General features: G+C 66.2%; 21 protein-coding genes and 3 pseudogenes. 8 read left to right on the top strand and 16 right to left on the bottom strand.

The window, feature by feature from the left end; translation table 11 throughout:
* Positions 1 to 62 precede the first annotated feature (62 nt).
* Entirely contained in the window at positions 63 to 1,652 is a 1,590-nt protein-coding gene (locus ACFT32_RS04030) for a bifunctional 3-(3-hydroxy-phenyl)propionate/3-hydroxycinnamic acid hydroxylase (protein ID WP_382485550.1), read from the top strand.
* A gap of 265 nt (positions 1,653 to 1,917) precedes the next feature.
* Here the strand turns inward: ACFT32_RS04030 and ACFT32_RS04025 are convergent.
* The 3 genes and pseudogenes from ACFT32_RS04025 to ACFT32_RS04015 all read right to left on the bottom strand — a co-directional run.
* Positions 1,918 to 2,646, bottom strand: a pseudogene (locus ACFT32_RS04025) (helix-turn-helix transcriptional regulator); the annotation flags it as partial.
* Between the two features lie 90 nt (positions 2,647 to 2,736).
* Complete coding sequence (locus ACFT32_RS04020) at positions 2,737 to 3,591, bottom strand: oxidoreductase (protein ID WP_382485548.1); 855 nt, start codon at positions 3,589 to 3,591, stop codon at positions 2,737 to 2,739.
* 544 nt (positions 3,592 to 4,135) lie between these two features.
* Positions 4,136 to 4,978 carry a fumarylacetoacetate hydrolase family protein gene (locus ACFT32_RS04015; protein WP_382485545.1) on the bottom strand — a complete coding sequence of 281 codons (843 nt, stop codon included), beginning with the start codon at positions 4,976 to 4,978 and terminating at the stop codon, positions 4,136 to 4,138.
* A gap of 106 nt (positions 4,979 to 5,084) precedes the next feature.
* Here ACFT32_RS04015 and ACFT32_RS04010 point away from each other — a divergent pair, with 106 nt between their 5' ends.
* Positions 5,085 to 5,579: a VOC family protein gene (locus tag ACFT32_RS04010; protein WP_382485542.1), complete on the top strand. Its 495-nt coding sequence runs from the start codon at positions 5,085 to 5,087 to the stop codon at positions 5,577 to 5,579.
* Between the two features lie 88 nt (positions 5,580 to 5,667).
* Complete coding sequence (locus ACFT32_RS04005; RefSeq protein WP_382485540.1) at positions 5,668 to 6,471, top strand: IclR family transcriptional regulator; 804 nt, start codon at positions 5,668 to 5,670, stop codon at positions 6,469 to 6,471.
* A 13-nt stretch (positions 6,472 to 6,484) separates the two neighbouring features.
* Here ACFT32_RS04005 and ACFT32_RS04000 read toward each other — a convergent pair.
* The 6 genes and pseudogenes from ACFT32_RS04000 to ACFT32_RS03975 form a co-directional block, all read right to left on the bottom strand.
* A pseudogene (locus tag ACFT32_RS04000) lies at positions 6,485 to 6,664 on the bottom strand (IS5/IS1182 family transposase); the annotation flags it as partial.
* Positions 6,665 to 6,905: 241 nt separating this feature from the next.
* Positions 6,906 to 8,015, bottom strand: a complete 1,110-nt coding sequence (locus ACFT32_RS03995) for a hypothetical protein (RefSeq protein ID WP_382485538.1) — start codon at positions 8,013 to 8,015, stop codon at positions 6,906 to 6,908.
* Between the two features lie 131 nt (positions 8,016 to 8,146).
* The gene (locus tag ACFT32_RS03990; RefSeq protein WP_382485536.1) at positions 8,147 to 8,797 is read right to left on the bottom strand and encodes a hypothetical protein; all 651 of its coding nucleotides are present in this window, start codon (positions 8,795 to 8,797) and stop codon (positions 8,147 to 8,149) included.
* Between the two features lie 23 nt (positions 8,798 to 8,820).
* Positions 8,821 to 9,468 carry a hypothetical protein gene (locus ACFT32_RS03985; protein ID WP_382485534.1) on the bottom strand — a complete coding sequence of 216 codons (648 nt, stop codon included), beginning with the start codon at positions 9,466 to 9,468 and terminating at the stop codon, positions 8,821 to 8,823.
* 233 nt (positions 9,469 to 9,701) lie between these two features.
* Positions 9,702 to 10,340 (bottom strand): annotated as a pseudogene (locus tag ACFT32_RS03980) (transposase family protein); the annotation flags it as partial.
* Positions 10,341 to 10,389: 49 nt separating this feature from the next.
* The gene (locus ACFT32_RS03975; protein WP_382485532.1) at positions 10,390 to 11,250 is read right to left on the bottom strand and encodes an MBL fold metallo-hydrolase; all 861 of its coding nucleotides are present in this window, start codon (positions 11,248 to 11,250) and stop codon (positions 10,390 to 10,392) included.
* 217 nt (positions 11,251 to 11,467) lie between these two features.
* Here ACFT32_RS03975 and ACFT32_RS03970 point away from each other — a divergent pair, with 217 nt between their 5' ends.
* Positions 11,468 to 12,220 carry a transposase family protein gene (locus ACFT32_RS03970; RefSeq protein WP_382487026.1) on the top strand — a complete coding sequence of 251 codons (753 nt, stop codon included), beginning with the start codon at positions 11,468 to 11,470 and terminating at the stop codon, positions 12,218 to 12,220.
* A 16-nt stretch (positions 12,221 to 12,236) separates the two neighbouring features.
* Here ACFT32_RS03970 and ACFT32_RS03965 read toward each other — a convergent pair whose 3' ends face one another.
* The 6 genes from ACFT32_RS03965 to ACFT32_RS03940 form a co-directional block, all read right to left on the bottom strand.
* A complete protein-coding gene (locus ACFT32_RS03965) occupies positions 12,237 to 13,361 on the bottom strand; it encodes an IS30 family transposase (protein ID WP_382485529.1) in 1,125 nt (374 codons plus the stop codon).
* 568 nt (positions 13,362 to 13,929) lie between these two features.
* Positions 13,930 to 14,304 (bottom strand): antibiotic biosynthesis monooxygenase family protein, encoded by a 375-nt coding sequence (locus ACFT32_RS03960; protein ID WP_382485526.1) that lies wholly within the window; start codon positions 14,302 to 14,304, stop codon positions 13,930 to 13,932.
* A gap of 23 nt (positions 14,305 to 14,327) precedes the next feature.
* Positions 14,328 to 15,248 (bottom strand): VOC family protein, encoded by a 921-nt coding sequence (locus tag ACFT32_RS03955; RefSeq protein WP_382485524.1) that lies wholly within the window; start codon positions 15,246 to 15,248, stop codon positions 14,328 to 14,330.
* 50 nt (positions 15,249 to 15,298) lie between these two features.
* A complete protein-coding gene (locus ACFT32_RS03950; protein ID WP_382485522.1) occupies positions 15,299 to 16,144 on the bottom strand; it encodes a fumarylacetoacetate hydrolase family protein in 846 nt (281 codons plus the stop codon).
* A 34-nt stretch (positions 16,145 to 16,178) separates the two neighbouring features.
* Complete coding sequence (locus ACFT32_RS03945) at positions 16,179 to 17,351, bottom strand: acyl-CoA dehydrogenase family protein (RefSeq protein ID WP_382485520.1); 1,173 nt, start codon at positions 17,349 to 17,351, stop codon at positions 16,179 to 16,181.
* A 63-nt stretch (positions 17,352 to 17,414) separates the two neighbouring features.
* Positions 17,415 to 17,945, bottom strand: coding sequence for a flavin reductase family protein (locus ACFT32_RS03940; RefSeq protein ID WP_382485518.1), 531 nt, complete (start codon positions 17,943 to 17,945; stop codon positions 17,415 to 17,417).
* A gap of 220 nt (positions 17,946 to 18,165) precedes the next feature.
* On the opposite strand from ACFT32_RS03940, the gene ACFT32_RS03935 reads away from it, so the two are divergent.
* From ACFT32_RS03935 to ACFT32_RS03920, 4 genes are all read left to right on the top strand, one after another.
* Positions 18,166 to 18,855 (top strand): FadR/GntR family transcriptional regulator, encoded by a 690-nt coding sequence (locus ACFT32_RS03935; RefSeq protein ID WP_382485516.1) that lies wholly within the window; start codon positions 18,166 to 18,168, stop codon positions 18,853 to 18,855.
* A gap of 124 nt (positions 18,856 to 18,979) precedes the next feature.
* A complete protein-coding gene (locus ACFT32_RS03930; protein WP_382485514.1) occupies positions 18,980 to 19,537 on the top strand; it encodes a pyridoxamine 5'-phosphate oxidase family protein in 558 nt (185 codons plus the stop codon).
* Between the two features lie 511 nt (positions 19,538 to 20,048).
* Positions 20,049 to 20,261: a hypothetical protein gene (locus ACFT32_RS03925; protein WP_382485512.1), complete on the top strand. Its 213-nt coding sequence runs from the start codon at positions 20,049 to 20,051 to the stop codon at positions 20,259 to 20,261.
* Positions 20,262 to 21,014: 753 nt separating this feature from the next.
* Complete coding sequence (locus tag ACFT32_RS03920) at positions 21,015 to 22,301, top strand: metallophosphoesterase (RefSeq protein WP_382485509.1); 1,287 nt, start codon at positions 21,015 to 21,017, stop codon at positions 22,299 to 22,301.
* 387 nt (positions 22,302 to 22,688) lie between these two features.
* Here the strand turns inward: ACFT32_RS03920 and ACFT32_RS03915 are convergent, their stop codons facing one another.
* Positions 22,689 to 24,056, bottom strand: coding sequence for a DUF317 domain-containing protein (locus tag ACFT32_RS03915; protein ID WP_382485506.1), 1,368 nt, complete (start codon positions 24,054 to 24,056; stop codon positions 22,689 to 22,691).
* Between the last annotated feature and the right edge of the window lie 63 nt (positions 24,057 to 24,119).

Here is a 24,119-nt window from a genome sequence, read left to right as displayed (position 1 = left end):
TCCTTCATTCCAGGACAGGAGCTCGCAATGAGGCCCTCTCTCAGGTCGGCGGTGGTCACCCTATGACTCCGGCGCAGCATCCGGTACTCGTTGTGGGTGGTGGTCCCGTCGGCCTCACCGTCGCCAATCTCCTCGCGGCCCGCGGTGTGCCCCTCGTCCTGGTGGAGCGCAACGCCTCCACCAGTGACGAGGCCAAAGCCATCAGCCTGGACGACGAGTCACTGCGAACCCTGCAGACGGCGGGTCTCGCGGACAAGGTTCTGGAAATCGTCGTTCCTGGTACCGGCACTCGCTACTACGACCGCAAGGGCCGATCCCTCTTCCACGCCCGCGGTCCGCAGGCCTACCGACTCGGCTTCCCGTTCAAGAACCAGTTCGCTCAGCCGGAACTGGAAAGGCTGCTCCTGGACGCCCTGAAGTCCCGTCCCGAAGCTGACGTACGCTTCTCCACCGAGTTGGTCACCCTGGAGGAGAAGGCGGACGGCACCGGTGTCACCGCCACCGTCCGCACGCCCGGCAACACCGAATCAGAACTCCTCGATGCCAGCTGGGTCTTGGCCTGCGACGGCGGGCGTTCCAGTGTGCGCGAGTTGTGCGGTATCGGTATGACGGGTACCAGCCACGACCATGTCTGGCTCGTTGCCGACACCGTCGGCGATCACCACGACGAGCGTTATGGCATGCACCATGGGACTCCCGACCGGCCCACCGTGATCGTGCCCGGTCGAGGCGGCCGCTGCCGCTACGAGTTCCTCCTCCACGCAGGAGAGGGTGCGAAGGGAGTTCAGCCCGACTTCGAGACCCTGCGCACCCTGGTCGCGCCCTATCGCTCGCTCGCAGAGGACCAGGTGGAGCGCTGCACGGCCTATACCTTCAACGCCGTGGTAGCCGACCGGTGGCGTGACAGGCACGTGCTGCTGCTGGGCGACGCCGCGCACATGATGCCGCCTTTCGCCGGCCAAGGGCTCAACTCAGGCGTTAGGGACGCCGCGAACCTCGCCTGGAAGATCGACGACGTGTGGCAGGGCCGGGCAAGGGAAAGCCTGCTCGACACCTACGAGGCTGAGCGTCGTCCCCACGCCACGGCCATGGTCCGCTACTCCGAACGCCTCGGCGACATCGTCATGACCACCGATCGGCGACGCGCGCTCCTGCGGGACATAGCAGCCCGGACCCTCCTGAGAACGGCGCCGGGCAGGCGCTACCTCACCGAGATGAAGTTCCGGCCCCGCGCACGTCACCAGGCCGGACTCATCGTCGGCACCCATCCCCTGACGGGAACGCAGATGCCGCAGCCGCGGGTCCTGGTCCCGCCGAGTCTGCATCCTCAGCTGCTGGACGACATGCTCGGAAAGTCGTATGCCCTGCTGGGTATCAACGTCCCCGACGCAGCCTGGCGACGCTTCGACGGCCCCCGCTGGCCGGACGGCAAGCTGGCCATCAAACGCATCGACGTCCTGCTCGACGACCGGCTGCCACCCGCCGATGGAACACGCGAAGCCGTCGCGGACGCCGACGGGCGCCTGGAGGAAGCACTCGCGAGCGCTCGCAACCGGTTCGTCCTGGTCAAACCCGACCGCTACATCGCCGCTGTCATGGGGCCGGACGACATCCCCGCCGTCGCCGCGGCTCTGCGGACTCGGACCGTATGACAGTCCTGAGAGGGTGGTATGAGACCTGATGCCCGATTCTTCGTTTCGTGCGGGACGAGCGGGCAGGTTCGTGGCGACGTCGGTCGGCTATGGCCGAGGCTGGATGAACAAGCCTGGCTCGGTCTCGGCCAGGATCCCGCGGCCGGCCAGCCGCTTGAGCTTGAGGCGGACGCTGTTGATGTTGTTGGGCGCGACCGCCAGGTCCATCGCCTCGCACACCTGCCGGGCCCGCAGCCGACCATCCGCTGCGGGCCCGGCAGGTGGCGAGCAGGGTCTGGCAGTGCAGATGGAGTTCCCCGAGTTCGGGATGGACGACGGTCTTGTACTCGTCCTTGGGGACACCCACCTCGTGCTGGTTCTACAGCCGGGTGAACTCGGCACTTGTGTCCGTGAGCTGTCGGATCAGCGCAGTCGTTCGGGGGCTCTGGTCGCCAGCGACGTGAACGGAGCGCAGGCGCGAGACGAAGATGCGGCTGTGCATGTCGTGGTCGGCCTCGGGAAAGACGGAACGGCATCCGAGGTCCGTGAACCAGCGGTGGATCATGCTTCGGGTCGGACCAGTGAAGCGGGTCTGGTCGCCAAGGAGGGCCGTAGCCAGGCGGGTCTGGGCGAGAGTCTCGGTAAGGTCCGTGACGACCTGGGCGGGCGTGTCCTGGAGATGGTCCAGGACACGCATCATGGCGGGACTGACATGGTCGTTGCGGGAGACGCGTCCGGGGGTGGCGTGGCCGGCCAGGCGGAAGAGGTGGTCGCGCTCATCCAGGGACAGACGCAGGCCGCGAGCGAGAGCCGCGGTCATCTGTTCGGACGGTTGCGGACCACGTTCCTGCTCGAGCCGGACGTAGTAGTCGACCGACATGCCGGCCAGCGCGGCCACGTCTTCGCGACGCAGGCCGGGGGTGCGGCGACGCGGGCCTTTGGTGAGGCCGACGTCCTCGGGTTGCAGGGCCTCGCGGCGCCGACGCAGAAAGTCGGCAAGCTGGGATCGGTCCACTTTGTCATTATTCCGTCGGTGGATGTCCGAGGTGGGTATGCCGCGTCCTCTTGAGGGGTACGGGGCATGGTCAGCCATAGTAGACCCCGGTCAGTTCCTCGGACCGGTCCCACAGGCGACGCGCCATGGAGGGGTCGGTGTCGCGTGCGGTGCGCTTCTCGATGCGAGGACGCTCACCGTTGCGGCACTGGGCCCGACGTAGGAGCCTCCGGCCACGTCCTGGGTGGCGGCGTACAGGACGGGCAGCGCGCCGTACTCGGCCTTCCTCTGCGCGTAGAAGAGATAGCTGAAGCGGGTGAAGGCACCCGTGAGGCCCCGCAGATGCTGTTCGAGTGGCGTGGTGGCCACACCGGGATGGGCGTTCAGCGCCCGTACGGAGCTGCTCCTCTCGGTGAGGCGGCGCTGCAGTTCGACAGTGAACAACAGGTTGGCAAGCTTGGACTGCGCATAGGCGCGCATGGGCTTGTAGGGGCGGTTCTGCCAGTTCAGGTCGTCCAGTTGGATGCGCCCCATGAAGGACAGGCCCGAGGACAGCGTGACGATCCGGTCGCTGATGTGCGGAAGCAACAGATTGGTCAGCGCGAAGTGCCCCAGGTGGTTGGTGCCGAACTGCAGCTCGAAACCGTCGGCCGTCCGGCCCTGTGGCACGCCCATGATTCCGGCGTTGTTGATCAGAATGTCCAGCGGTTCCGACCAGGAGTCGGCGAAGGCGCGCACCGAGGCCAGGTCGCCCAGGTCCAGAGCGCGTACCTCGGTGTCGCCTTTGATGCCCTCGGCCACCGACCGGCCCTTGGCCAGGTTCCGCACGGCCAGCACGATTCGCGCCCCGGCCCTGGCCAGTTCACGGGCGGTGACTGCGCCGAGCCCGCTGGAGGCTCCGGTCACCACCACCGTGCGCCCGCTCAGGTCGGGGAGCGGGGCGGGGGTCCATTTCTCGGTGGCCACGATCAGGCTCTTCTCCTTGTAGGGATGGTGGGGGAGTGTCCCGAACCCTGAACCGGGCGGACCTTCCCCTGGTCCACTATGGGCGCGGCCCGTGGGAAGTAGGAGAGGAGCGTTTATCCATGGCATGCCAGTACATGGTTGAGCTCGCGCCTTGCCGAGCCGTTCAGCCAGTCAGTCGGCCATGTAGCGGCTCTCCACCGACTCGGCGCTGGTCCGGCAGTGGAACGTGCCCGGATACTCCTTGAGTTCCTTGTGAAAGGAAGATCTCCTGCTGGGCATCCAGCAGGAGATCTATATCGGCTTCATGGCCGTGCCGCTGGAAGGATTCGTGGCCGCGCGATGATCGAGAGAATGGCCGTCGCATTCAAGACGGCAGAATACGACGCCGTATGACGCCGGTCAGATTCCTCGTTGGTAGCTGGGCCGAGCGTTGCGAGAACTCGTCGAGCCCTGCCTCACCGAAGAGGGAAGGCAGTTGTTGGCGAGCGCAGGGGGGCAACCTGGACGCGACCAGTAGGCCTGTACAGCGACGCGTGAAGCCTGCTCAGGCAGGCGTCGTCTCCTGCACGCACACGTTGCGCGTCTCGCCGAGCCCCTCAACGACGGTCCGCAGCACCTGACCTTCCTTGAGGTACACCTTGGGATTCATCCCGTCGCCGACGCCACCGGGTGTCCCCGTGCAGATCAGGTCGCCCGGCAGCAGCGTGATGATGTCGCTGATGTAGGACACGATGTCGCCGATGCCGAACAGCAGGTCGGACGTGCGGGAGCGCTGCATCACCTCACCGTCCACCTCGCAGCGGATCTCCAGGTCCGGCTCCGCGCCGCCGAACTCGTCCGCGGTGACCAACTCGGGGCCCACGGGAGTGGTCGCCTCGAAGGTCTTGCCGGCCAGGAACTCCCGTGTACGGCGCTGGTAGTCACGTACCGTCACATCGTTCACGACGGTGTAGCCGGCGACGTAGTCCAACGCCTTCGCCTTCGGGACATGACGAGCCGCCCGGCCGATCACGAAACCCAACTCGGCTTCCCAGTCGACCCGGTCGCTGACGAGGGGCATCGTGACCTCGTCGTACGCGCCGATGAGCGACCCGTCGTACTTCGCGAACAGCGTCGGGTACTGAGGCGTGTCCCGGCCCATCTCCTTGATGTGTGTGGCGTAGTTCAGGCCGAGGCAGATGACCTTGTTCGGGTGCGGCACCAGAGGGGCGAACACGGCGTCGGAGGCTGCCACGCGTTCGCCTTCCGCGCCCGCCGCCGCCCCGGCCCAGTCGCCGCCGGAGCCGAGCAGGACGCCGAGATCGGCGTCCGGAAGCAGGACATACGAGTCCCCCTCGCGCCGAGCCGCTCGCGTCCCGTCGCCCACTCGCAGAGTCGCAAGTCGCATGTGAGGTGCACCTCTCCTTGATTGACCTATGCGAACACCGATCGTACGCTAGGTATGTATAGCAGGATAGATGTCCTGCATAACGAGACAAGCAAAGGGTGGCAGCATGGCTATCACCGGACTCGGCCACACCGGACTCTGGGTGTACGACCTACCGAAGATGCGGGACTTCTACGAGCGCATCATGGGGCTGACCGTCACAGACGAAGACGACGGCTTCGAGATCGTGTTCTTCAGCGCGAAGCCGGACGAGGAACACCACGAGTTCGTGCTGCAGGCCGGGCGCACCTCTCCCATCGGCGATAAGCAGCAGCACCAGATCTCCTGGCGTGTGGAGTCGGTCGAGGACCTGCGTGCGTTCCATCGCCGGTTCGAGGAGAAGGGGGTCAAGGTGCAGCAGGAGGTGACTCACGGGAACGCCCTCGGCATCTACTTCTTCGACCCCGAAGGCAACCGCAACGAGGTCTACCTGCGAATCGAGCGGGACGTGCGGCAGCCGTTCCGCAAGAGTATCGATTTCGGTAAGTCTCCCGAGGAGATCTACGCGGAGGCTGAACGGCTGCTCAGTGACGGTGGTGCTGCCTACCAGCCCGTCCAGTAGATCCCGCGGAGCCGTCCCCTCCCAGCTTGTTTGGGGGCGGCTCCGTTGTTGTATGCGCAAAGCGGGGTCGCCCCTTACTATGTCCTGCATGACAGGACGTAAGTCAGATTCAGCAGCTCCAGGCAGTCAGTACCGGGAACGCAATTCGACCGCGGACCGAGCGCTGGACATCCTCGGGCTGTTCTCGGACAGCAAGCTGTCCGTTTCGGCGCAAGAAGTCGCCACTTCGCTGGGGACGGCGCGCTCGACCGCCTACCGCTATCTGCAGAGTCTCGTCGGCAGCGGCTTTCTTGAAGAGGATCCGGGTGGCGGTTTCCGTCTGGGGCTCCGGGTACTGGAACTGGCACGCCTGGCCCGGCGTGGCTACGGCCTGTCGGAGATCGCCCTGCCCGTGATGCGGGACCTGTCCGCCGAGGTTGGTGAGACTGTGCTGCTCACGCGCCGCGCCGGAGGAGCCGCCATCTGCGTCGAGAGGTGTGAGGCGGAGCACCCGGTGCGGATCTCGTACGAGCGCGGCAGTATTCTGCCGGCCAACGCCGGAGCCTCTGCCCTGGCGCTGCTCGCGTGGCTGCCCGAGAAGGAGTGCAGGGAACTACTTGAGGGGCAACGGCTGCAGCGATTCACCGCACGCACCATGACGGACGTCGATGTGGTGCTTGCCCGTCTCGCAGAGATCCGCAGCGAGGGACACTGCGTCAGCCGGGGTGAACTCGACGCCGACATTCTCGGTATCGCTGCCCCCGTGCGTGGAGCCTCCGGGGCTGTCGTGGCGGCGTTGAGCGTGGCCGCCTTGGAGCATCGGGTCCCCGACCGCCGGCTCGGCGAAGTGGTCAAGTCCGTGCGCGCCGCCGCGGGGCACATAAGCGATCGGCTGGCGGTGGCCGGGGAATGAGCCCTTTCCAACCTCACGCGGAGGCGGGCTGAAGGATGAGGACGGCTTGGACGATCGCGGTGATGCGGTTGGTGCTGCAACGGAGCTTTCGTAGGAGGCGCCAGTCCTTCAGGGTGGCCATGGCCTGCCCGCCGAGGCAGCGGATCTTGGCGTGTGTGCTGTTGTGCCGGCGCTGCCAACGGCCTCTGGCAGGACAGCCGTAGACGGTGGTTGATCGGTGTCGTAGCCGTCAGCGTTGCCGTCAAAGACACCAGGAGCGGGAAGCTGGAGACGGCCGCATAGATCGAGCCGACCAACCCTGCGCCGGCCGCGCCTGCCAGGTCCTCCTGAACAAGCCGCGCAAGCCAAGCACCCCGCGATCAGTGGCCGCAGGGCTGTTCTATGTGCAGACGGTCGAGTTCCCGTGCCCGCCGAACCAACTCCGCGCTCACTGCTCAGGCAGTAGCCCACTCCTCTATGACCGATGCAGTTTCCTCGATACAGCTGTCAACGGCCTCGACGAACGATGCAGCGTCGTGCGACGGAAAATAGATCGGCACGAGTCCAAAGAGTGGCTGAGTTGCATCCACTCTCGCCAGGTCGACGCGAGAGTCTAGGTTGTAGTGCATCAGGGTGTTGCGGAACGGCTTTGCTGAGCGATCCATAATCAGGCTTGCCGACCACGTGCCCGTGATCTTCTCGATAAGCCTCGTGGACTGCGTGGTGAGGTCACCGGGTCGTTCGTCATGAAGCATCTGCAAGCTGCCAAGAACCTGGTACAGGGTCAGAAAGCGTATCTTGAATACGGTGTACTCGACCTCATTCGCATCTGCGCCCAGCCCGACCATCGAGTCGACGAAATTCATCAAACCCCGGAAAACCATCAGTAGCCGGTTGATGTCTGGCGTACCCTTGCCATTAAATACCCGACCGTAGTACTTAGTCGATCGAACGTCGTTGTCCCGCTGATCAAAGCGCATCGGATCGAGATGACTCACAAAGGTCTTCGCGCCTGAATCGGTCCTCGCGCCCAGCCCGCGGAAGTAACGGCCGTACTCTTCGTAGACGGATTGCAGATTCGGACCCGACCCCTCCTCCAGTAGTGCGACAGGATCAAATCCCAGATGGAACGTGGCGGCATGCGTTGTCGAGATAATCCTTCCGTCGTAGCTATAGAGACCCAAGTCTGTCTCTAGAAAGCGGGCGGCCTTAAGCCACGTGTTGTTCAGGAACCTATCCGCGTGTGCAGGCGAGATCTCGTCACGGAAGTACGCAAGCTGCCCTTCAATGCCGCGCCGGTTGTCCTCGAAAAGCTTCAAACTGTGGCGTGAACGCGCCACGATTGATTCGGCGTCAGCCGACAACAAGGCGGGCAAGGCGGGATCAATGCGCTTGAGCTTGCTATACGACTCATGTACAAACAGTGACAGGTACGGCGCCAAACAGAACATGATGGTACCGCTGTGTCCGGAGGCTCTCGATGCACCCAAATCGCGACTGAACCGGCCGACATAGGCAGCATCACTTCTTATGCCGAGCGCCACCACATCATCTTGAACTGTCATTATTCCCTCTTCTTTCGATCAGAATCATTCTCGGCGCACCTGACATCATCACAATGGCCCAAGTCATCCGTACGCTAAGGGTGGCTGCTAGTGAGAAATCTTCACACCTACCCCTGACCTATTGGGCTCGCCTACGCTGGGTACTTCCTCATGAAGGCTTCTACTCCACCGATGAGCCGACGTACCTGATCGCGGTCGTAGTCGGCGTAGTCCCCGTGGGCTGCCTTGTTCCGGAGGTCCATCCAGGCGGTAACTTCCTTCTGCTGCAAGCCGTCGTACACTCCAGCCTTCTTGAGGTCGGCGTTCATAGTGTCGGCCTTCTTTGGCTTGCCTGCCACTGCCGTCGTCACATTGTTCTTCGCGCACAGAGCGCGCACATGAACTTCGAGGGACGTTCCCGTGATGACGGCCGCGGCGTCTTTGTATCCCTTGGCAAGCAGCCCCTCCGCCATTTCCAAGTAATCGCGGTAGGTGTCGGCGTGCACCAGCTCGACGACCGATTCAACCCACCCGGCGACCAAATCGTCACGTAGTGCCAGTGCGACGATGCGCACTTCTCTGAGTCGATAAGGCTGTACTCTACGGCGGGCAGTGTCAAGCTGCTTCATATACATAGAGGTCGGTCGCGTAGCTCGCTCGATTGCGGCTTCGAGCCGGTTGCTGAGAACAACGGGGTCGTCTGCCCCGTCATGCAGGAGAGACCAGTTATCGTTCCGTGCGTAGTTTTCGGAAGCCTTGATCAGAAAGTTGAGCTGCTCGACTACCTTGTCGATGTTGGCCATCGTTTAGTCCCCTTGTCTGCGCGCTATGCCGAGTACTTCAGCATGAAGTCCCGCACGCCATAAATGAACATACGTACCTGGTGTTCGTCGTAGCTTTGGTAGTCACCGTGAGCCGCCTTGTTGCGCAGGTCCATCCAGGCCGTAATCTGCTTTTGCCGTAGTCCGTCATAGACGTCAGCCTTCTTAAGGTCGGCGTTCATGACGTCGGCCTTCTTCGGTACACCACTGGCCAGTTCGGTGTCTACGCCATATTTAGCACAGAGCGTTCGCACATGAACTTCCAATGACGTACCTGTGATGACAGCTGCGGCGTCCTTGTACCCCGATTGCAACAACGTCTCTGCCATATCCAGGTAATCGCTATGGGTGTCAGCGTGCACCATCTCAAGAACTGTCTCCACCCATCCGGATGCCAGATCGTGATGGAGGCCAAGAGCAATGCTAAAGACCTCGCGAATCTTCAGCGAGGTTCGCTTTTGTTCCCGATAGACATCTAGCTGCCTTACGTAGCTACTACCAGGAGGCGCCAAGCGATCGATAGCGGCTTCGAGACGGCTCACAAGGAGCTTGGCTCGATCAGAGGCCAGTACTCCTTCGGTACGGGTGCTGATCATTTCTCGGTACTCAGCAATAAGCTCATCAAGCTGAGCCATCATCCTCGCTACGTCCATCAACTCGCAGCCTCCGTGTGGTAGTTGATCATCGAAGAACGGATCAGGATATGAGCCGAAAGCGCCCTCGCGCCAGTGGATTGCCGAGGTCCACCGAACCGGCCCGGCCTGCTAGGCCGTGTATCGAAAGTGGATCTTGGGCAGTGAGCCTTTCCAACCTGACGGGTGGTTGGGCTGGCAGCCCTGGCGGAGGGCATGAAGAAAGCTCCTGGTAGACGGAGCGTTTTCCAACCTCACGCTGATGCGTGGTGAAGGACGACTACTGCCTTCACGACGTTGGTGATGCGGTTGGTGCTGCACCGGAGTTTCCGCAGGAGCCGCCAGCCCTTGAGGGTGGCTATGGCCTGCTCGCCAAGGCAACGGATCTTGGCGTGGGTGGTGTTGTGGCGGCGCTTCCACTCCTTGAGGCGACGGCCCCGAAACGGGACCCGGACGTGCCCACCGGCTCCTTGGTACGCCTTGTCCGCCCAGCACCTGAGCACCGCTGCGGCGAGGGGGTCGATGATCCCGTGCTGCCGGGCGGCGGTCAGATCGTGGGTCGAGCCGGGCAGAGCCGGCGAGGCCCAGAGCAGCCGTCCGAACGGATCGGTGAGGACCTGGACGTTCATGCCGTGGCGTTTGTGTCTCCCGGAGTAGTACGGGGTGTCGGCGGCGATGCGGTCGATGGGCAGCAGGGTGCCGTCGAGGATGACGAACGCCTTGGTCCGGATGGTCTTCATCGCCTCGGTCAAGATCGGGGCGAGGGTGGCCAGAACCTCGATGGCTTCACGTATGTAGCGGTAGACGGTTGCGATTCCGATGCCGAACCCGGCTGCGAGCTGGGCGTAGGTGTCACCGCACCGAAGGTGGGCCAGGGCGAGCAGGGCCTGACGTGCCACGGTTGCGCAGGACGGTCCAACTCGCCATCAGCTGAGAAGAGGCTCACTGGCAGGGGCGTCTTGTGGCGGAAGCAGCTCTCTGGTCGGGCGTCCTTTCGCGCTTGCTTCGTCGGGCGAGGTTTCGGGCCTGTCCTTCGTGAATGTCGCTTGCCCACTCCCAGCCGGGTTTGGGCGATACGACCCGTGGGTCGCTGGAAACCCGGGCGTCACGTAGGTCCTCCACGTACGCTCGATCCAGTTTGATCCTTGCGCGTACCTCCTCATCCCTGGCGACGGACCCATGTCCGGGGATGAGGACATCGACGTCGTCCGCTACTCCCTCAAGCAGCCCCAGCCCGACGAGGTAGTCCTCAATCGGGTTATCGGTGTCGTCGAGCATGGGAACGAAGACGTCGGAGAGCATGTCGCCAGCGATGAGAACTCGGCGTTCTTCGATCAACAGGGCCGCATGGCCCGGGGCATGTGCCGGATGCTCGATGATCCGCACCTTGGGGCCGTCCCAGGGAAGCTGCGCGGTTTCAGCAGGCAGACCAGTGATCAGGCCGTACAGGTCGAGCGGTGTGTCCTCGGCGATTTCCGGCGGCAGCCCCTCGGCGACGCCGGCCTTCCAGTCCGCGTTCGACAACACATCCTGCATAAAGTCCGCGCAGCGGGCTGTTCCGTAACGGGGCGCTTCGCCGAGTTCGGCGTGCCAGAGCACGTGATCCCAATCAGGATGCGTCGAGAACCCTGCCACCGCGGGCCGGCCCAGCTCTCGAAGGTCGTTCGCCAGGCAGGTCATTTCGGCACCGGTAATCCCGGCGTCTACGAGTAGCACGCCGTCCCTGCCCTGCACGACAACGGTGTTGTTCTCGAGCAACTCACTCTGGTGGATCAGCACACCCTCGGCGACTTGCTTCAGCATGGGTCCCTCCCCGTTTGATGTCCGCACCCTGCCAGAGGGTCTGGCGCACATCAACACAACCGGACGGGGTGTGTGATGGCGACTCCCTATGGCGAGACCGTCCACGGAGGTTCATCAGGGTTCAGCCCGCGTCAGCTGAGTTCCCTGAGATGGCACTTCAGGTTGGAAGAGGCTCACGGGTTCACGACCAAGATCACCAGTCCGCCAGGAGCTTTCGCTGCTTGTCTACCCGTCCGGCATCGATCTGTCCAGCCGCACTCTGCGGCATCTTTCCGGTCTTCTCGCAGGTCACCGTCGTCGGATCGGTTCGCGCTGGCGTCGCCTGACCTGCGGTCGGCAGGCCCTGCTCGTCCTGGCCCACCTACGCTGCGGCGACACCTACGCCCGCCTTGCCGCGGGCTTCCGCATCGGGATCGCCACGGCCTACCGCTACATACGCGAGGCCGTCGACCTACTGGCCGCCCTCGCGCCCACGCTGCAACAGGCCATGACGACCGTCCGGAAGAAGGCATACGTGATCCTCGACGGCACCGTGCTACCCATCGACCGTATCGCCGCCGACCAGCCGTACTACTCCGGGAAGAAGAAGCACCACGGGATGAACGTGCAAGTCCTCGCCGATCCCGCCGGGCGTCTGATCTGGGCCTCGGACGCACTGCCGGGAGCCACACACGACCTGACCGCGGCCCGGAACCACGGCATACCCGCCGCCCTCGCCGTAGACGACATCAAGTGCTGGGCCGACAAGGCGTACCAGGGCGCCGGCCCTGCGCTCCGTGTCCCGATCCGTGGCAAGCACCTCCGCGGCTGGCGCCGACACCACAACCGCGATCACGCCAAGATTCGCAGCCTCGGCGAACGCGCCATGGCCATACTCAAGTCCTGGCGGCTCCTGCGGAAGCTCCGCTGCAGCACCCCCCGGATCACAGCCGCCGTCCGTGCCGTCGTCGCCCTCGAACTCGCCACCTGATCAAGATGGAAAGGGCTCACTGACGGTGTCCTGTTTTATACGACGCACGCATTGATCTTAGGTCACCTGATCGTGGCTTTCGAAGTGATTCAGATTCAGGGCATGCGCCGGCGCCGGAACGGGCTGTGCGGGGAGTTGCGATGGGGCAACGGGAAGCAGGCCGGCTGTTGGCCGCCAGGGTCCGGTGCGAGGGCCACGGGATGTGTGAGCAGGCCGCACCCCAGCTTCTGCATCTCAACGAGGACGACGAACCGGTCAGCGAGATGTGCCTGCGCTGCCGCGCTGCGGGGGCGGGCAGGCCGGCGAAGGTGTGCACGAGGGCGTCACGGACGTGCTCGGCGGTACGGCCGTCGGGCAGGTGCAGGAGCTTGACGTAGCGGGTGGTGCGGTCGACCAAGGTGCCGCCGATGGCCGACCGGTTGCCCTGGCCGACGATGAGGTCGCCCTCCCAATGTCCCGCGACCAGGCTGTCAGCGACCTCGGCCGGGCGCTGGCCTACCGACTCGCCGGGGTAGACGAACCGGGTGGTGCGCTGGTCGAGGCGGCGCCTGCGGCGTCGGGCACGACGACCGGTGCGCAGCACACCGGGCGTGCGTTCCACGCTGCCGCGGTGCGTCAGGTAGATCGCCTGGTAGATGGTCTCGTGGGCCAGGTGGCGGTCCGGCTCATCCGGGAAGGCCGAGCGCAGGACCTGGCTCATCTGCTCCGGACTCCAGCGCCGGTCGAGGTGCTGCTGGATGAACTCCTTCAGCTCCGGATCGCGGCCTATCTTGCCTTCCTTGGAGCGGGCGCGGCGCACGGCGGCTCGCCGCTGGGCCTGGAACGGGTGGTACTTGCCGGTGCGCGGATCGCGGTTGCGGCGCACCTCGCGGCTGATCGTGGCCGGGTCCCGGCCGAGCTCGCGGGCGATGGCGCGCAAACACTTCCTGGCCCGCAGCAGGTCGGCGATGACGATCCGCTCGTCCTCCGACAGGAACCCCGGCGAGCCCGCGCCGGAGTCCCGCTCCTCGGTGACGGGGAGGTAGACGTGCTCACGGCCGGACCGGTCGACGACCTTCCGTCCGTACCTCCACCGGTTCCCCGTCTTGCGGTTGATGCCCACCCCTCGGCACGCGGCCGAGTTGCTCAATCCCTGCGCCATAAGCCGACGGTATTGGTCACGCTTCTCCGCCAACGGGGCAGGTCCACGCTTCTTATAGGTCCGCCGCGGCTTGGTCAATGCAACACCCCTCAGGGCATGGTGTTGCGACCACCTCTAGAACCCAAGCCCGTACGTGGGGGCAAGACTCACTCCCAGAACCAGGCGCGCCTGGAGGGGGGAGGCGATCCTGCGAGCGCTGCTCGGCAGGATCGCCCGAGTCGAGGCGGGCAAGCCGGTCCGTCACTTCAACAATGTGCTGCGAGACCTGGAATCGCTGCCGGTGACCGTGATCGCCGGCTGGCGAAATCGGGCTGTCTTCGTGCGGTGGAGTTGAGAAGGGCTCGATGCGCGGGCTCACGAAGTGCGGCGTCCGGGTGGTGCTTGTGCCGCCGTCCGAACGCCGCGGTCACGCTACGAAGACGTACTACGCGGTGTAGCTGAGTCCTGATGAAGCCAGGCCAGGTCTCGTGTATTGAGTGTGCCGGAGCCGACACTCGATGATCTCGCCTTATGCCACCGGCGGGCAATCAGGATGTCGAAGAGGTATAGGTGTCGCGGACGTTGTAAGTCATGCGACGCATACTCCGGGTACCGACGCCGCGCGCACGACGAGCGGGTGACAGAGTGTGCCGTCCGGGTAGAGCGGCAGGGTGTTCTGGAATTCCTCGCGCAGGAACGCGTTCTTGAGGGAGGTCAGGGTCTCCCAGACGGCTACATTCGTCAGGACGCGGCTGTCCCCGGTGCCGCGGTAGAGCTGGGCGGAGACGAAGCCGGGCTGAGCCTTCATGATCAGGGAGTCCTGGCGCCAGACGTCGATGACCTTGTCGATCTGCCCTTCGGGGGTGATGAAGGTGTTGACGAAGGTGATGGGCTGTCCGTCGTCCAGGCCCTGGAGCTGCGTGAGGAACGGTGCCGAGGTGTCGAGATCTCTGAGCTCTATCACGTGAACTCCACTGGGACGTAGGGTCAGTTGCTGTGTGAGCCGGTCATCAGCCCGGCCAGGTCGTCGGGCTTGATGAACGAGGGCGGCGGGGGCGGCCCCCAGTTGAACAGGCCCTTGGCGCCTTGGAAGACCTCCGGCTTCCACAACTGGTCGTCGAGGATGCAGTCAAGGTCGGAGTAGTACTCGGAGAAGTTGCCGGCGGGGTCCTTGAGATACCAGAAGAAGTTGGAGCCGGCGTGGTGTCGGCCCAGGCCCCACACATGCCGTTCGGGGTGGTCCTCGAGCATGGCCGCGGCGCCGCGGCCCACCTCGTCCACGTCGTCGACCTGCCAGGAGGTGTGGTGCAGGAACGCCACCGGCGCGGAGAGCACGAGGACGTTGTGGTGGTCGGTCGAGCAGCGCATGAACGCGCCGATGTCTCCCATCAGGTCGGAGACCTTGAAACCGAGTCCCTCGCGGAAGAATCCCGTGGTGGCCTCGAAGTCGGTGGTCCCCAGGACTGCGTGCCCCAGCTTCCGCGGCCGGACCGGTTGGTCGCGCAGGATGCCGGGTGCGCGGGTTCCGACGCGTTCGGCGCGGCCGGGACCGTTGTAGGGGGTGGGCGGGGTCTTCGGCTGCTCGACTCGGGGTTCGATCCGCAGAACGGCGCGGACGCCGGTGATCTTCTCGTAGGCGGTGAGGGTGTCGGCCTCCTGCTGGGCGTGGATGCCGAGCCGGTCGAGCCGGGCGGCGGCCGCGGCGAGGTCGTCGGGGGTGTCGACACCTATGACGATCTCGACGAGGCGGCGTGTGGGGGCGTGGACGACGCGGAGTTGGCGTCCGCCGTCACGTGTGCTGAACCAGCCGTCCGACTCCGGGCTGAGGCCGAAGTCGGTGTAGTAAGAGGCCGTCTCGGCGGTATTGGGGACTCCCATGACGATCGAGGACAGACGGTGCAAAGCCATTCGGAACTCCTGGACGCGGGAAGTACGCGATTGCTGGGGTGGGACCGGGCTCAGGCGTGGAAGGTCTGGCGGAGCTCGCCGATGCCCTCGACGTAGCTGACGAGGACGTCGCCGTCGGCGAGCCAGCGCTGCGGGGTGCGTCCCATCCCCACGCCCGCTGGGGTGCCGGTGAAGATGACGTCGCCAGGCAGCAGCGGCAGGACGGCGGACAGGCGGGCGATGAGCGCGGGTACGGAGAAGATGAGGTCGCGGGTGCGGCCCTTCTGAACCTCTTCGCCGTTGATGGAGCAGCCCAGTTCGAGGTCGTCGTTGTCGGCCAGAGCGTCCGGCGTGACCAGGTAGGGCCCCATCGGGGTAAATCCGGGGAAGGACTTACCCAGGCCGAACTGGGGTGCGGGCCCGGAGAGTTGCGTGATGCGCTCGGAAATGTCCTGGCCGACGGTGAGCCCGGCGACGTGCAGCCAGGCGTCGTCCTCGCTCACCTGGTGGGCCGGTTCGCCGATGACGGCGACGAGTTCGACCTCCCAGTCCGTGTGTCCGTCCTTCGGGAGCCGTACGTCGGTCACGGGCCCGGTGATGCTGGAGACGTACTTGGTGAACGTGGGTGGCAGCGTGTCCGGAACCCCGAAGCCTGACTCGTCCGCGTGCGCTCGGTAGTTGAGACCTACGGCGAGCACCTGCCGCGGTGCCGGGGCGGGTGAGCCCAGGTCCGTGCCGGCGAAGGGGCGTCCCGTGGAGAGGTCGGCGTTCGCGGCCCAGACGCGGAATGCGGTCCAGTGCTCGTAGACGCTCTGAGGATCGGGTCCGAACCGGCCGTCGCTGGCCTCCTCGACATCGACGGCGGTGTCGTCGTCCGTGACGATGACGAGACGCCCGGACAGATTGGCGGTACGCACGTGCTGCTCCTTGAGTGAGGTGAGGGTGAGGCGGTCAGACCAGGGGGGTGATCTTCTCCTCGATGCCGAGCAGGGCTTTGCCGTAGACCTCGATCGCGACCGTCGGGGCGGCAACCGCGTGGCGGCCGGCGGTGTTGGCGTCACGCCAGATCCGCTGCAGCGGGTTGACCTCGGCGAAGGAAGCGGCACCGTGCACGCTGACGAGGGTGTTGATGGCTTCGAGGACGTTCTGGATGGCCCAGCCGGTGTCCGCGCGCACGCGGGCTCGCTCGGTGAAGTCGAGGTAGGTGCCGTTCTGTGCTGCCCGGTCGATCGACGAGGCGGCGCGTTCGGCGTGCAGGGTGGCGGTGTCGATCCGCAGGGCGGCCTCGGCGATCTGCATCTGCACGGCGACCGACTCGGCCTGGGTCTCGTAGAAGGTGTACGAGATCGGCTTGCGGGTCGCTTTCTCCGTGACGTACTTCAACGCCGCACGTCCCAGGCCGAGTTGGGGGCCGGCCAGGACGAGGGCGAGGATCGGCACGAAGGCCGAGCGGGACAGGACCTCGTCGGTGTGCTCCGTCGGGTATGTGCCCTCGATGGCGGCGGGTACCGACATGACGCGGTGCTCGGGTATGAAGATGTCCTCGGCGATGAGGCAGTTGCTCGCGGTGCCCTTCATGCCGGCCACGAACCAGGTGTCCTCGAGGGACAGGTCGGTGCGGGGCGCGAGGACCAGGCCCTGGTCGACCACGGTGCCGTCCTCGTCCGTGAGGGGTACGCCGAGTACGGCCCAGTCGGAGTGCGGGGAGCCGGAGTTGTAGTACCAGCGGCCCGACACCTGCCAGCCGCCGTCGACCTTGGTGGCAGTGGAGGTGGGGCTGAGAACTCCGGTGACGCGGGCGTCCGGGTTGGCGCCGAACACGTCGTCCTGGGCCTTGGACGGGAACAGGCTGGTGAGCCAGTTGCACACGTTGACGAGGGTGACGACCCAGGACGTGGAGCCGTCGCCCTCGGCCAGTGCGGCCGACACGTCGAGCATGGTGCGCATGGACGTCTGGTGGCCGCCGTACCGCTGGGGAGTGGCGAGCTTGAACAGTCCGGCTTCGGCGATGGCGTCGATCACCGGGTCCGGCACCCGGCGGTCGGTCTCGGTGGCGGCCGCGTGCTCACGCAGCAGCGGTTGGAGGGCCACGGCACGGGCGACGAGGTCTTCGTTGGTCGTCATCGTGGTGCGCTCTTTCTGTTGGTCGGCGGGACGGGGTCCGTGGTGCCGGAGCGGGAAGAAGGGTCAGCGTGCGCAGGCGGCGACGTGTTCGCGGATGCCGCGGCGGGTGAGGCTCGCATAGGCCGAATGCGTGCCGAACGTGCGGAATCCGTAGACGAGTGGCGCCGCGGGAGTGGTCCTGGCGTGCGTGACGGTGCCGAGCAGCAGCAGGTGGTCACCGCCCTCCACCACCTCGCTCACCTCGCACACCAGCCACCCCGCTGCCGAGTCCAGACGGGGCAGACCGTGATCGAAGTGCCAGTCCACACCGGCGAACCGATCGGCCCCGCGGCGGGCGAACGCCAGCGCGAGGTCATCCTGGGACTGGGCGAGGACGTTGACGCCGAAGCGCCCGGTCGTAGTGATGCGGGAGAGGACTCCGGACGCCCGGTCCAGGGCCACAGTGACCATGGGGGGCCGCAGCGACAACGACGAGAAGGCGCTCACCGTCGTGCCGTGGGGGAGGCCTTCGGCCGTGGCGGTGACGATCGTGACCGGCGCGCAGACTCCGGCCATGAGATCACGGAACTCCTGCTCACCAAGGAGGGGGGCCATAGGCACTCCATTCATCATGATGATTATGGCGATGTTGCATCCGGGTTTCGGAGGACGTCAAGAGGTGCGACGATATTCGTCATAATGAATTGGCAGTGCTTGGTCGGAGGTTGGAGGGGCTGTGGCGGCACAGGGCGAAGGCGCTCGGCGCGGGGAGCGGGACGTGGTCGCGGGCAGGAGTGCGGACCCACCGGCGCTGAGGCGCTCGGACTGGGGTCAGGTGGCCAGCGCGTCGCGCGCGGAGGCGGCAGCGGACATCGTGGCCGAACTTGCCGCGCGAGTTCCTCCCGGTACTCGACTGGGTACCAAGGACGAGCTCCGCGCTCGCTGTGAGGTATCGGTCGGCACCTTCAACGAGACCCTCCGACTGCTCCAGGCGCGGGGGGTGGTCACGGTGCAGCGCGGCCCGGGTGGCGGACTGTTCGCCGCCGAGCAGACCCCGATGGCGCGGCTCGCGCAGTCCGTCCTGGCCCTTGACGCTTCCCGGGCGGACGTGACGGAGGCGCTGCGGATCCGCAACGCGCTGGAGCCACTCCTGTGGCAGGACGCGCTGTGGCACGCGTCGCCGGCCGACATCAGGGACCTGCGGGTTCATCTCGAGCGCATGGACGGCGCGGTAGAGGCGGGCGACGCGGACGGGTTCGTGCGGGCCAATTGGCGGCTGCATGCCCGGGTCGCCGACATCACCCCCAACGCCCTGCTGTGTTCGCTGTACGTGGCACTCCTGGAGCTGGTCGAGCGGCACGCACTCGGGGTTCGGCCGCAAGGGGGCGTTCCGCTCGCGCAGCATGTCCGGGATCGCTGCAGGCTCCACGCCGCGCTGATCGACGCCCTCGACAAACGCGACGAGGAGGAGCTCATGCGACTCGTCGCCGAACACGACACGACCACGGCCGTCGACATGGGGTGAGCCCTGGATGTCGGCGGTCTGTCGGAATAGGTGCCTGCATGCGTCTTGCATAGGAGGACCATTGTCCTATTTCCTCGGTCATAGGGCCAGAGTCGGGCCCACAGACACCTTTGGAGGCGCCCCAATGTCGCGGACCGAGCCGAGCCTGGAACAGATCGAGGCGGCGATCGTGGACCTGCTCCGCACGCAAGAGATAGCCACACTGGCCGTCCTGGACCCGCACGGTGCGCCGTCTGCGTCGACGATGCACATCGCAGCCGAGGGGCTGCGCGTCTACATGCACACCTTCGCTCGGACCCGGAAACGGACGGAGATGATCGCCGACGAGCGCGTCAGCTACGCCGTCGACCACCTCCCGCCGGGCGGTTACGACGATCGCTTCGAGACCCGTTCCCTTCAGGTCAAGGGACGGGCGACTCTGGTCACCGATCCGGACGAGATCGCTCTGGCCGCTCGGCGCAGCCGCGAGCAGTTTCCGTGGGCCGCCCACTCGGGGATGTTCGAGAATGTCCGGGGACCGGAGGGAGGGCAGCAGGTCTTCTTCCGAATCGACCCCGTAGAAGCCGTGTGGGCGGACCACCGGGTGGGGCTGATGTGGCGGACGCTCCTCGACTTCACCACTGACGGCAGGAGGCTGTCCGCGAAGCGGCCCTACGCTGAGCTCTTTCTTCCCCAGGGCTGAAGTCGAGTGTCGTCAGGCGAGACTGCCGGTGATATGGGGCTAGGTGTTCGGCGTGACGGCAGTAAGGGTGGCGATCGGACCGATCTTCAGTGGGCCCGGGTCATGGTCGGCCCAGGATCCGCGACCGCACGAGCTCGGTCTGCAGCAGCCGTTACTCGTCGGGGAAGGAGGCTGCGACAGCGTGACGATCTCGACGTTTCTATCGCTGCCTGCGTCAGGGCGAGCTCAAGGCTGCCCTGTAGGGCGAGGCCGCCCGCCGGGGCATCAATGCCTCCGGGCGGGCGGGTCGGGAGGCCGCTGCCTGCGCTGTGCGGCTGGGATGCCCAGCGGCTGTAGCCGCTGGTCCTTGTGGGCCTGCACGCCCACTCAGCCCGCCGCAGCGCCCAGGTCCCCCTGCCCGGCGTATTGGCAGCGGTCGATCCCTCGTCATCCTGTCTCAGGCCGGGACGGTACGACAAGGTAGCTATCAACCATGTTGACGCTAGACAGCCATCTGAATAATTATAGGCTCGTGTCTCGCACCCTTGCACTCACTACCGGCGCCTCCTCCGGCGTGGGTGCCGCTCGCGCCCGCCATCGCGACCCGGACCACGAACTCGTGCCGGCCGCGCGGAGGCCCGATCGCCCTGCAGATCTGGCGGACGAACCCGGCGCGGTCAGTGCCATGGTGGGGATCAGGTCCTGGCTGCGGATCTCGGGACGGCTGAAGGCCTCGCCGCAGTGACCAAGCGCGTGAAGGTCGGCGATGTCCGACTGCTGATCAGCGATGCGGGAGTCGGCGGCGGTGGCCTCCTTGCCGAGGCCACTCCGGACAAGATCGACTCCATGGTAGGCCGTCGAGCCCGCCCAACTCGTCCCCGCCGCCCTTCCCGGCATGCGGGCCGTCGGCGAGGGCACCGTCGCTCCTGCTGCTTCACTGCCGGCCTTGAGCGCCGGAGTGGCCGACGCGGATATGCCGCCCCGCACCCTGTACGAGGCGGCGACGGCTTCCGAGATGGCCTTCGCCCGTCTCGTCCTAGGCTTCGTCGACACCGGCCTAAGCATCCAGACGGTCCGCCCGCGTGTGTTTCGTCGACGCTCAGGCATGTCACATTGCCTCTGCCATGACCGTGGAGGTTGTGGCCCAAGCCAGTCTGGCCGGTGCGCGGCTGGGCGAAGCGATCTGTGTCCCTGGCCTAGAGGACCAGATGGCGGCGCTCCCTACCCCTTTGGCTGCCGCCGAAATCGCCCTCCCGAGCGGCAACCGCCCGCTCCCGCAGGGCTGTGGCGTGACGAACCATTCCAGAGGCAAGTGGGCCCCTGCCCTCTGTCGCACTCCTTGCCGGCGCCCGCTCTCACACAGTTTCCGTGGTCAGCCAAGAGTCACGATGCGATCGACGTCCAGGGGCGACGCCAAGCACCAGAAGGGCCGGGCCGACTTCTCCTCCTCGTTCAACAGCACAGCGCCCTGAACCCCCGAAAGAAGGTCGGCTTTTCCGTGGTCATCATCCTCGTAGTCGCCATACTGGCGGCGTTCGGCGCGCTCCACTGGTACGCGTGGCGCCGCAGCGTAGGCGACACGACAGCCAAGGGGTCGGTCCTCCGCCGTGCCGGAAACGTGGTTTTCGTGGCCGGTCCGCTGCTCACGGCGGCCACCCTGGGGGCCTCCGTCATGGGCGCGCCGTTCCGCCTCGAACAGATCCTGGCCTGGCCCGGCTACCTGTGGTTGGCGACGTTCCTCTATCTGATGCTCGGGCTGCTGGTGGGCGAGGCAGTGCGCCCGCTACTTCGGCGCTGGATCGCGCGGCGGGACGCGGGGACGGGCGCGGACGGCGCGGGCCAGGCAGGGGAACCCGCGCTGGTGGACGAACCCTCGCCTGCGAGGGTGGATCGATCTGATTCCGATAGGCTGGCGGGCACGGCCGAGTCCGATACGCTGGGGGCGCGTCCGCACACCGCGCCGTCACGCCGTCAGTTCGTCTCCCGCGCCGTCGCAGGCACCGCCGCTGCGGTCGCCGTCGGAACCGTCGGCTACGGCACTTACAGCGTGCTCCGCGGTCCCAGGGTGAAGCGCCTCAGCATCCCGCTGGCAAAACTGCCCCGCTCCGCCCACGGTTTCCGAATCGCCGTTGTCAGTGACATCCACCTTGGTCCGATCCTGGGCCGGAGCTTCGCCCAGACAGTCGTCGACACCATCAACGCCACTCAGCCCGACTTGATCGCGGTGGTCGGCGACCTGGTCGACGGCAGCGTGAAAGACCTGGGACCGGCAGCCGCGCCGCTGGCTCAACTGCGGGCCCGCCACGGCTCATATTTCGTCACGGGCAATCACGAGTACATCTCCGGCGCCGAGCAATGGGTGGAGGAAGTACGGAGGTTGGGGCTGCACCCGTTGGAGAACGCACGCACGGAGATGCCGGGCTTCGACCTCGCAGGCGTCAACGACCTGACGGGCGAGGACGAGGGCCAGGGACCCGACTACACCAAGGCCCTCGGCGACCGGGACCCCTCCCGAGCCGCCGTCCTCCTTGCCCACCAGCCCGTACAGATCCACGAAGCCGTCAAGCACGGAGTCGATCTCCAGCTGTCCGGCCACAGTCACGGCGGCCAGCTCTGGCCCGGCAACCTCATCGCCGCGGAGGAGAACCCTACCGTCGCCGGCCTCGAACGCTATGGCGACTCCCAGCTGTACGTCAGCCGCGGCGCGGGCGCCTGGGGACCTCCGACCCGGGTAGGCGCACCGTCCGACATCACCGTCGTCGAACTCTCCTCGTTTCTGATCTAGCAACCCCTGGCCCACGCTGTCCAAGGGAAGTACCTGCGGCAGGACCTGGGCTTCGGCTCGGGCATGACTGCTGGCGCAGGCTGCGGGAGGGTACGCATCCGGTGTGTCCGCGTCCGGCACTGCCTCGTCGGCCAACGTTCAGACGTGTTGGCATAGTTCGGTCGTGCGGTCCTGATCGCTACCAGGGAGCGCTTGCCGCCGGCGGCGGGTGGGCCGATGAGCCGGGAGACGATCGGGTCGGAGGCCCCCGGCCCGAACACCGCCTGCTCGGCCCGCGGCGACCCGAACGTCGGCCAGGCAGACCCAGCCCAAGCGACGGCGAACGTCACATCCAGCAGCACGTCGCCCGGATTGTGCACCGCTTGCCCCGCTCGCGGGGGCGGATGATCAGCGTGAACGACTGGCGGGGCGACCGGCCGTGACCGCCGGAGCTGCCGGTGCACTGGTGGCGAGGCGGGTCTTGTGCTCGCGGCCCGGCTGGGCCTGTCGCGTGCCGGTCTCGTGCGCGAGGGACTCGGAGAGACCCGTCAGCAGCGAACTCGGGGTGTGCGGGGACGCGGTGATGGCCCAAATGGGCCGGTCCGGACCGGGTCCGGACCAGATGGTCCAGGTGGCCAGGTTCTGATTCGGGTGCTGTGCGGCGAAGGCGTCGAAGTGGACGCCCGCGTCCCCGTCAGGGGACGTCCAGCGGATCCATCGCCCGTCCACGGTGTGCTGCCATCCGGTGCCGGAGAGCGGCTCGGTGGCGGCGGTGACCATCTTCTCGTCCACCGGGGTGCTGATGGCTGTGTCCCAGCCGTCGCCGTCGGCGAGGTGGGTGAGCAGATCCTGCAGCACGGGGGCGGGCGTGGCGCCGGTCGCGGTGAGGACCCACATGCGGTCGGAGACGGGTGTCTCATAGGCGGCTACGGTCCAGGCGGTCTCGTGGGCGGCGGTTTCGTGGACGCGCTCGATGCGCAGTGTCTGCGACTCGTGGATGGCGTGGGTGGTGTCATCCGACCAGGTCCGCCACTTCTCGAACTCGCCGTGCGCGTCGAGGAAGGTGTCGAGAAGCGCGTCGTGGTCGCCGGCATCGGCCAGGTAGACGGGGACGGTCTCCGGCTCCGGGCGCAAGGGTTCGGACTTTGCCGCGGTGACGTCGAAGACGGAGCGCGCTTCGATGGCGGCGCGTTCGGTATCGGTCAGGGGAGCTGGGCCGGGGCGCATCTCGGCTGCGTGGACCTTCTCGAAGGCGAGCAAGGCTTGGGCGGGTGAGTCGAAGGTGTCGGCGATCTGGCGCATGTGGTCCTCGCCGTGTAGGTAGACGGACTTGCCGCCCAGGTGGAGGTAGGTGCCGACCGCGACGGTGGTGTGGCCGTCGTGGGCGTAGGCGTGGATGAGGAGCTGGCCGTGGCGAATGTCGTCGTGGATCTTCTGCGCCTGGTTGGAGACCTCGCGGATTTCGCTGCGCGTGCACCAGGACATCGGGTAGTTCGCCCAGGTCCATTCCTCGTCGATGGCTTCTTGGAGCCGAGGGGTGATCTCGACGGTGATGCCTTCAGCGGTCAGGTGCTTGGCGGCGTCGGCGGCCCAGTAGGGCTCCTCGTGATCGATGCGGGCCAGGACCAGGACGTTGGTGGCGGCGACGGTCCAGTCGGCAGCCTCCAGAGCCCTGAGAGCGACGCGGGCTTGGCTGCCGGTTAGGGCGGCCTGCACGGCGCTCGGGTGAGTGGGGTGGGTGTCGAGGCGGACCTGGGCGTCGACGGCGGTAGTCACGTGGAAGTCTCGTCTCTTGTGCCGGTGGCCGGGCCTTGGGGTCCGGCCACCGGTGTGCGCGGG

The sequence above is a fragment of the Streptomyces sp. NPDC057002 genome (genome assembly GCF_042673825.1).
Classification (GTDB): Bacteria; Actinomycetota; Actinomycetes; order Streptomycetales; family Streptomycetaceae; genus Streptomyces.
The sequence above is the reverse complement of the archived record's forward strand: the minus strand, read 5'-3'. Positions and strand labels throughout refer to the sequence as shown.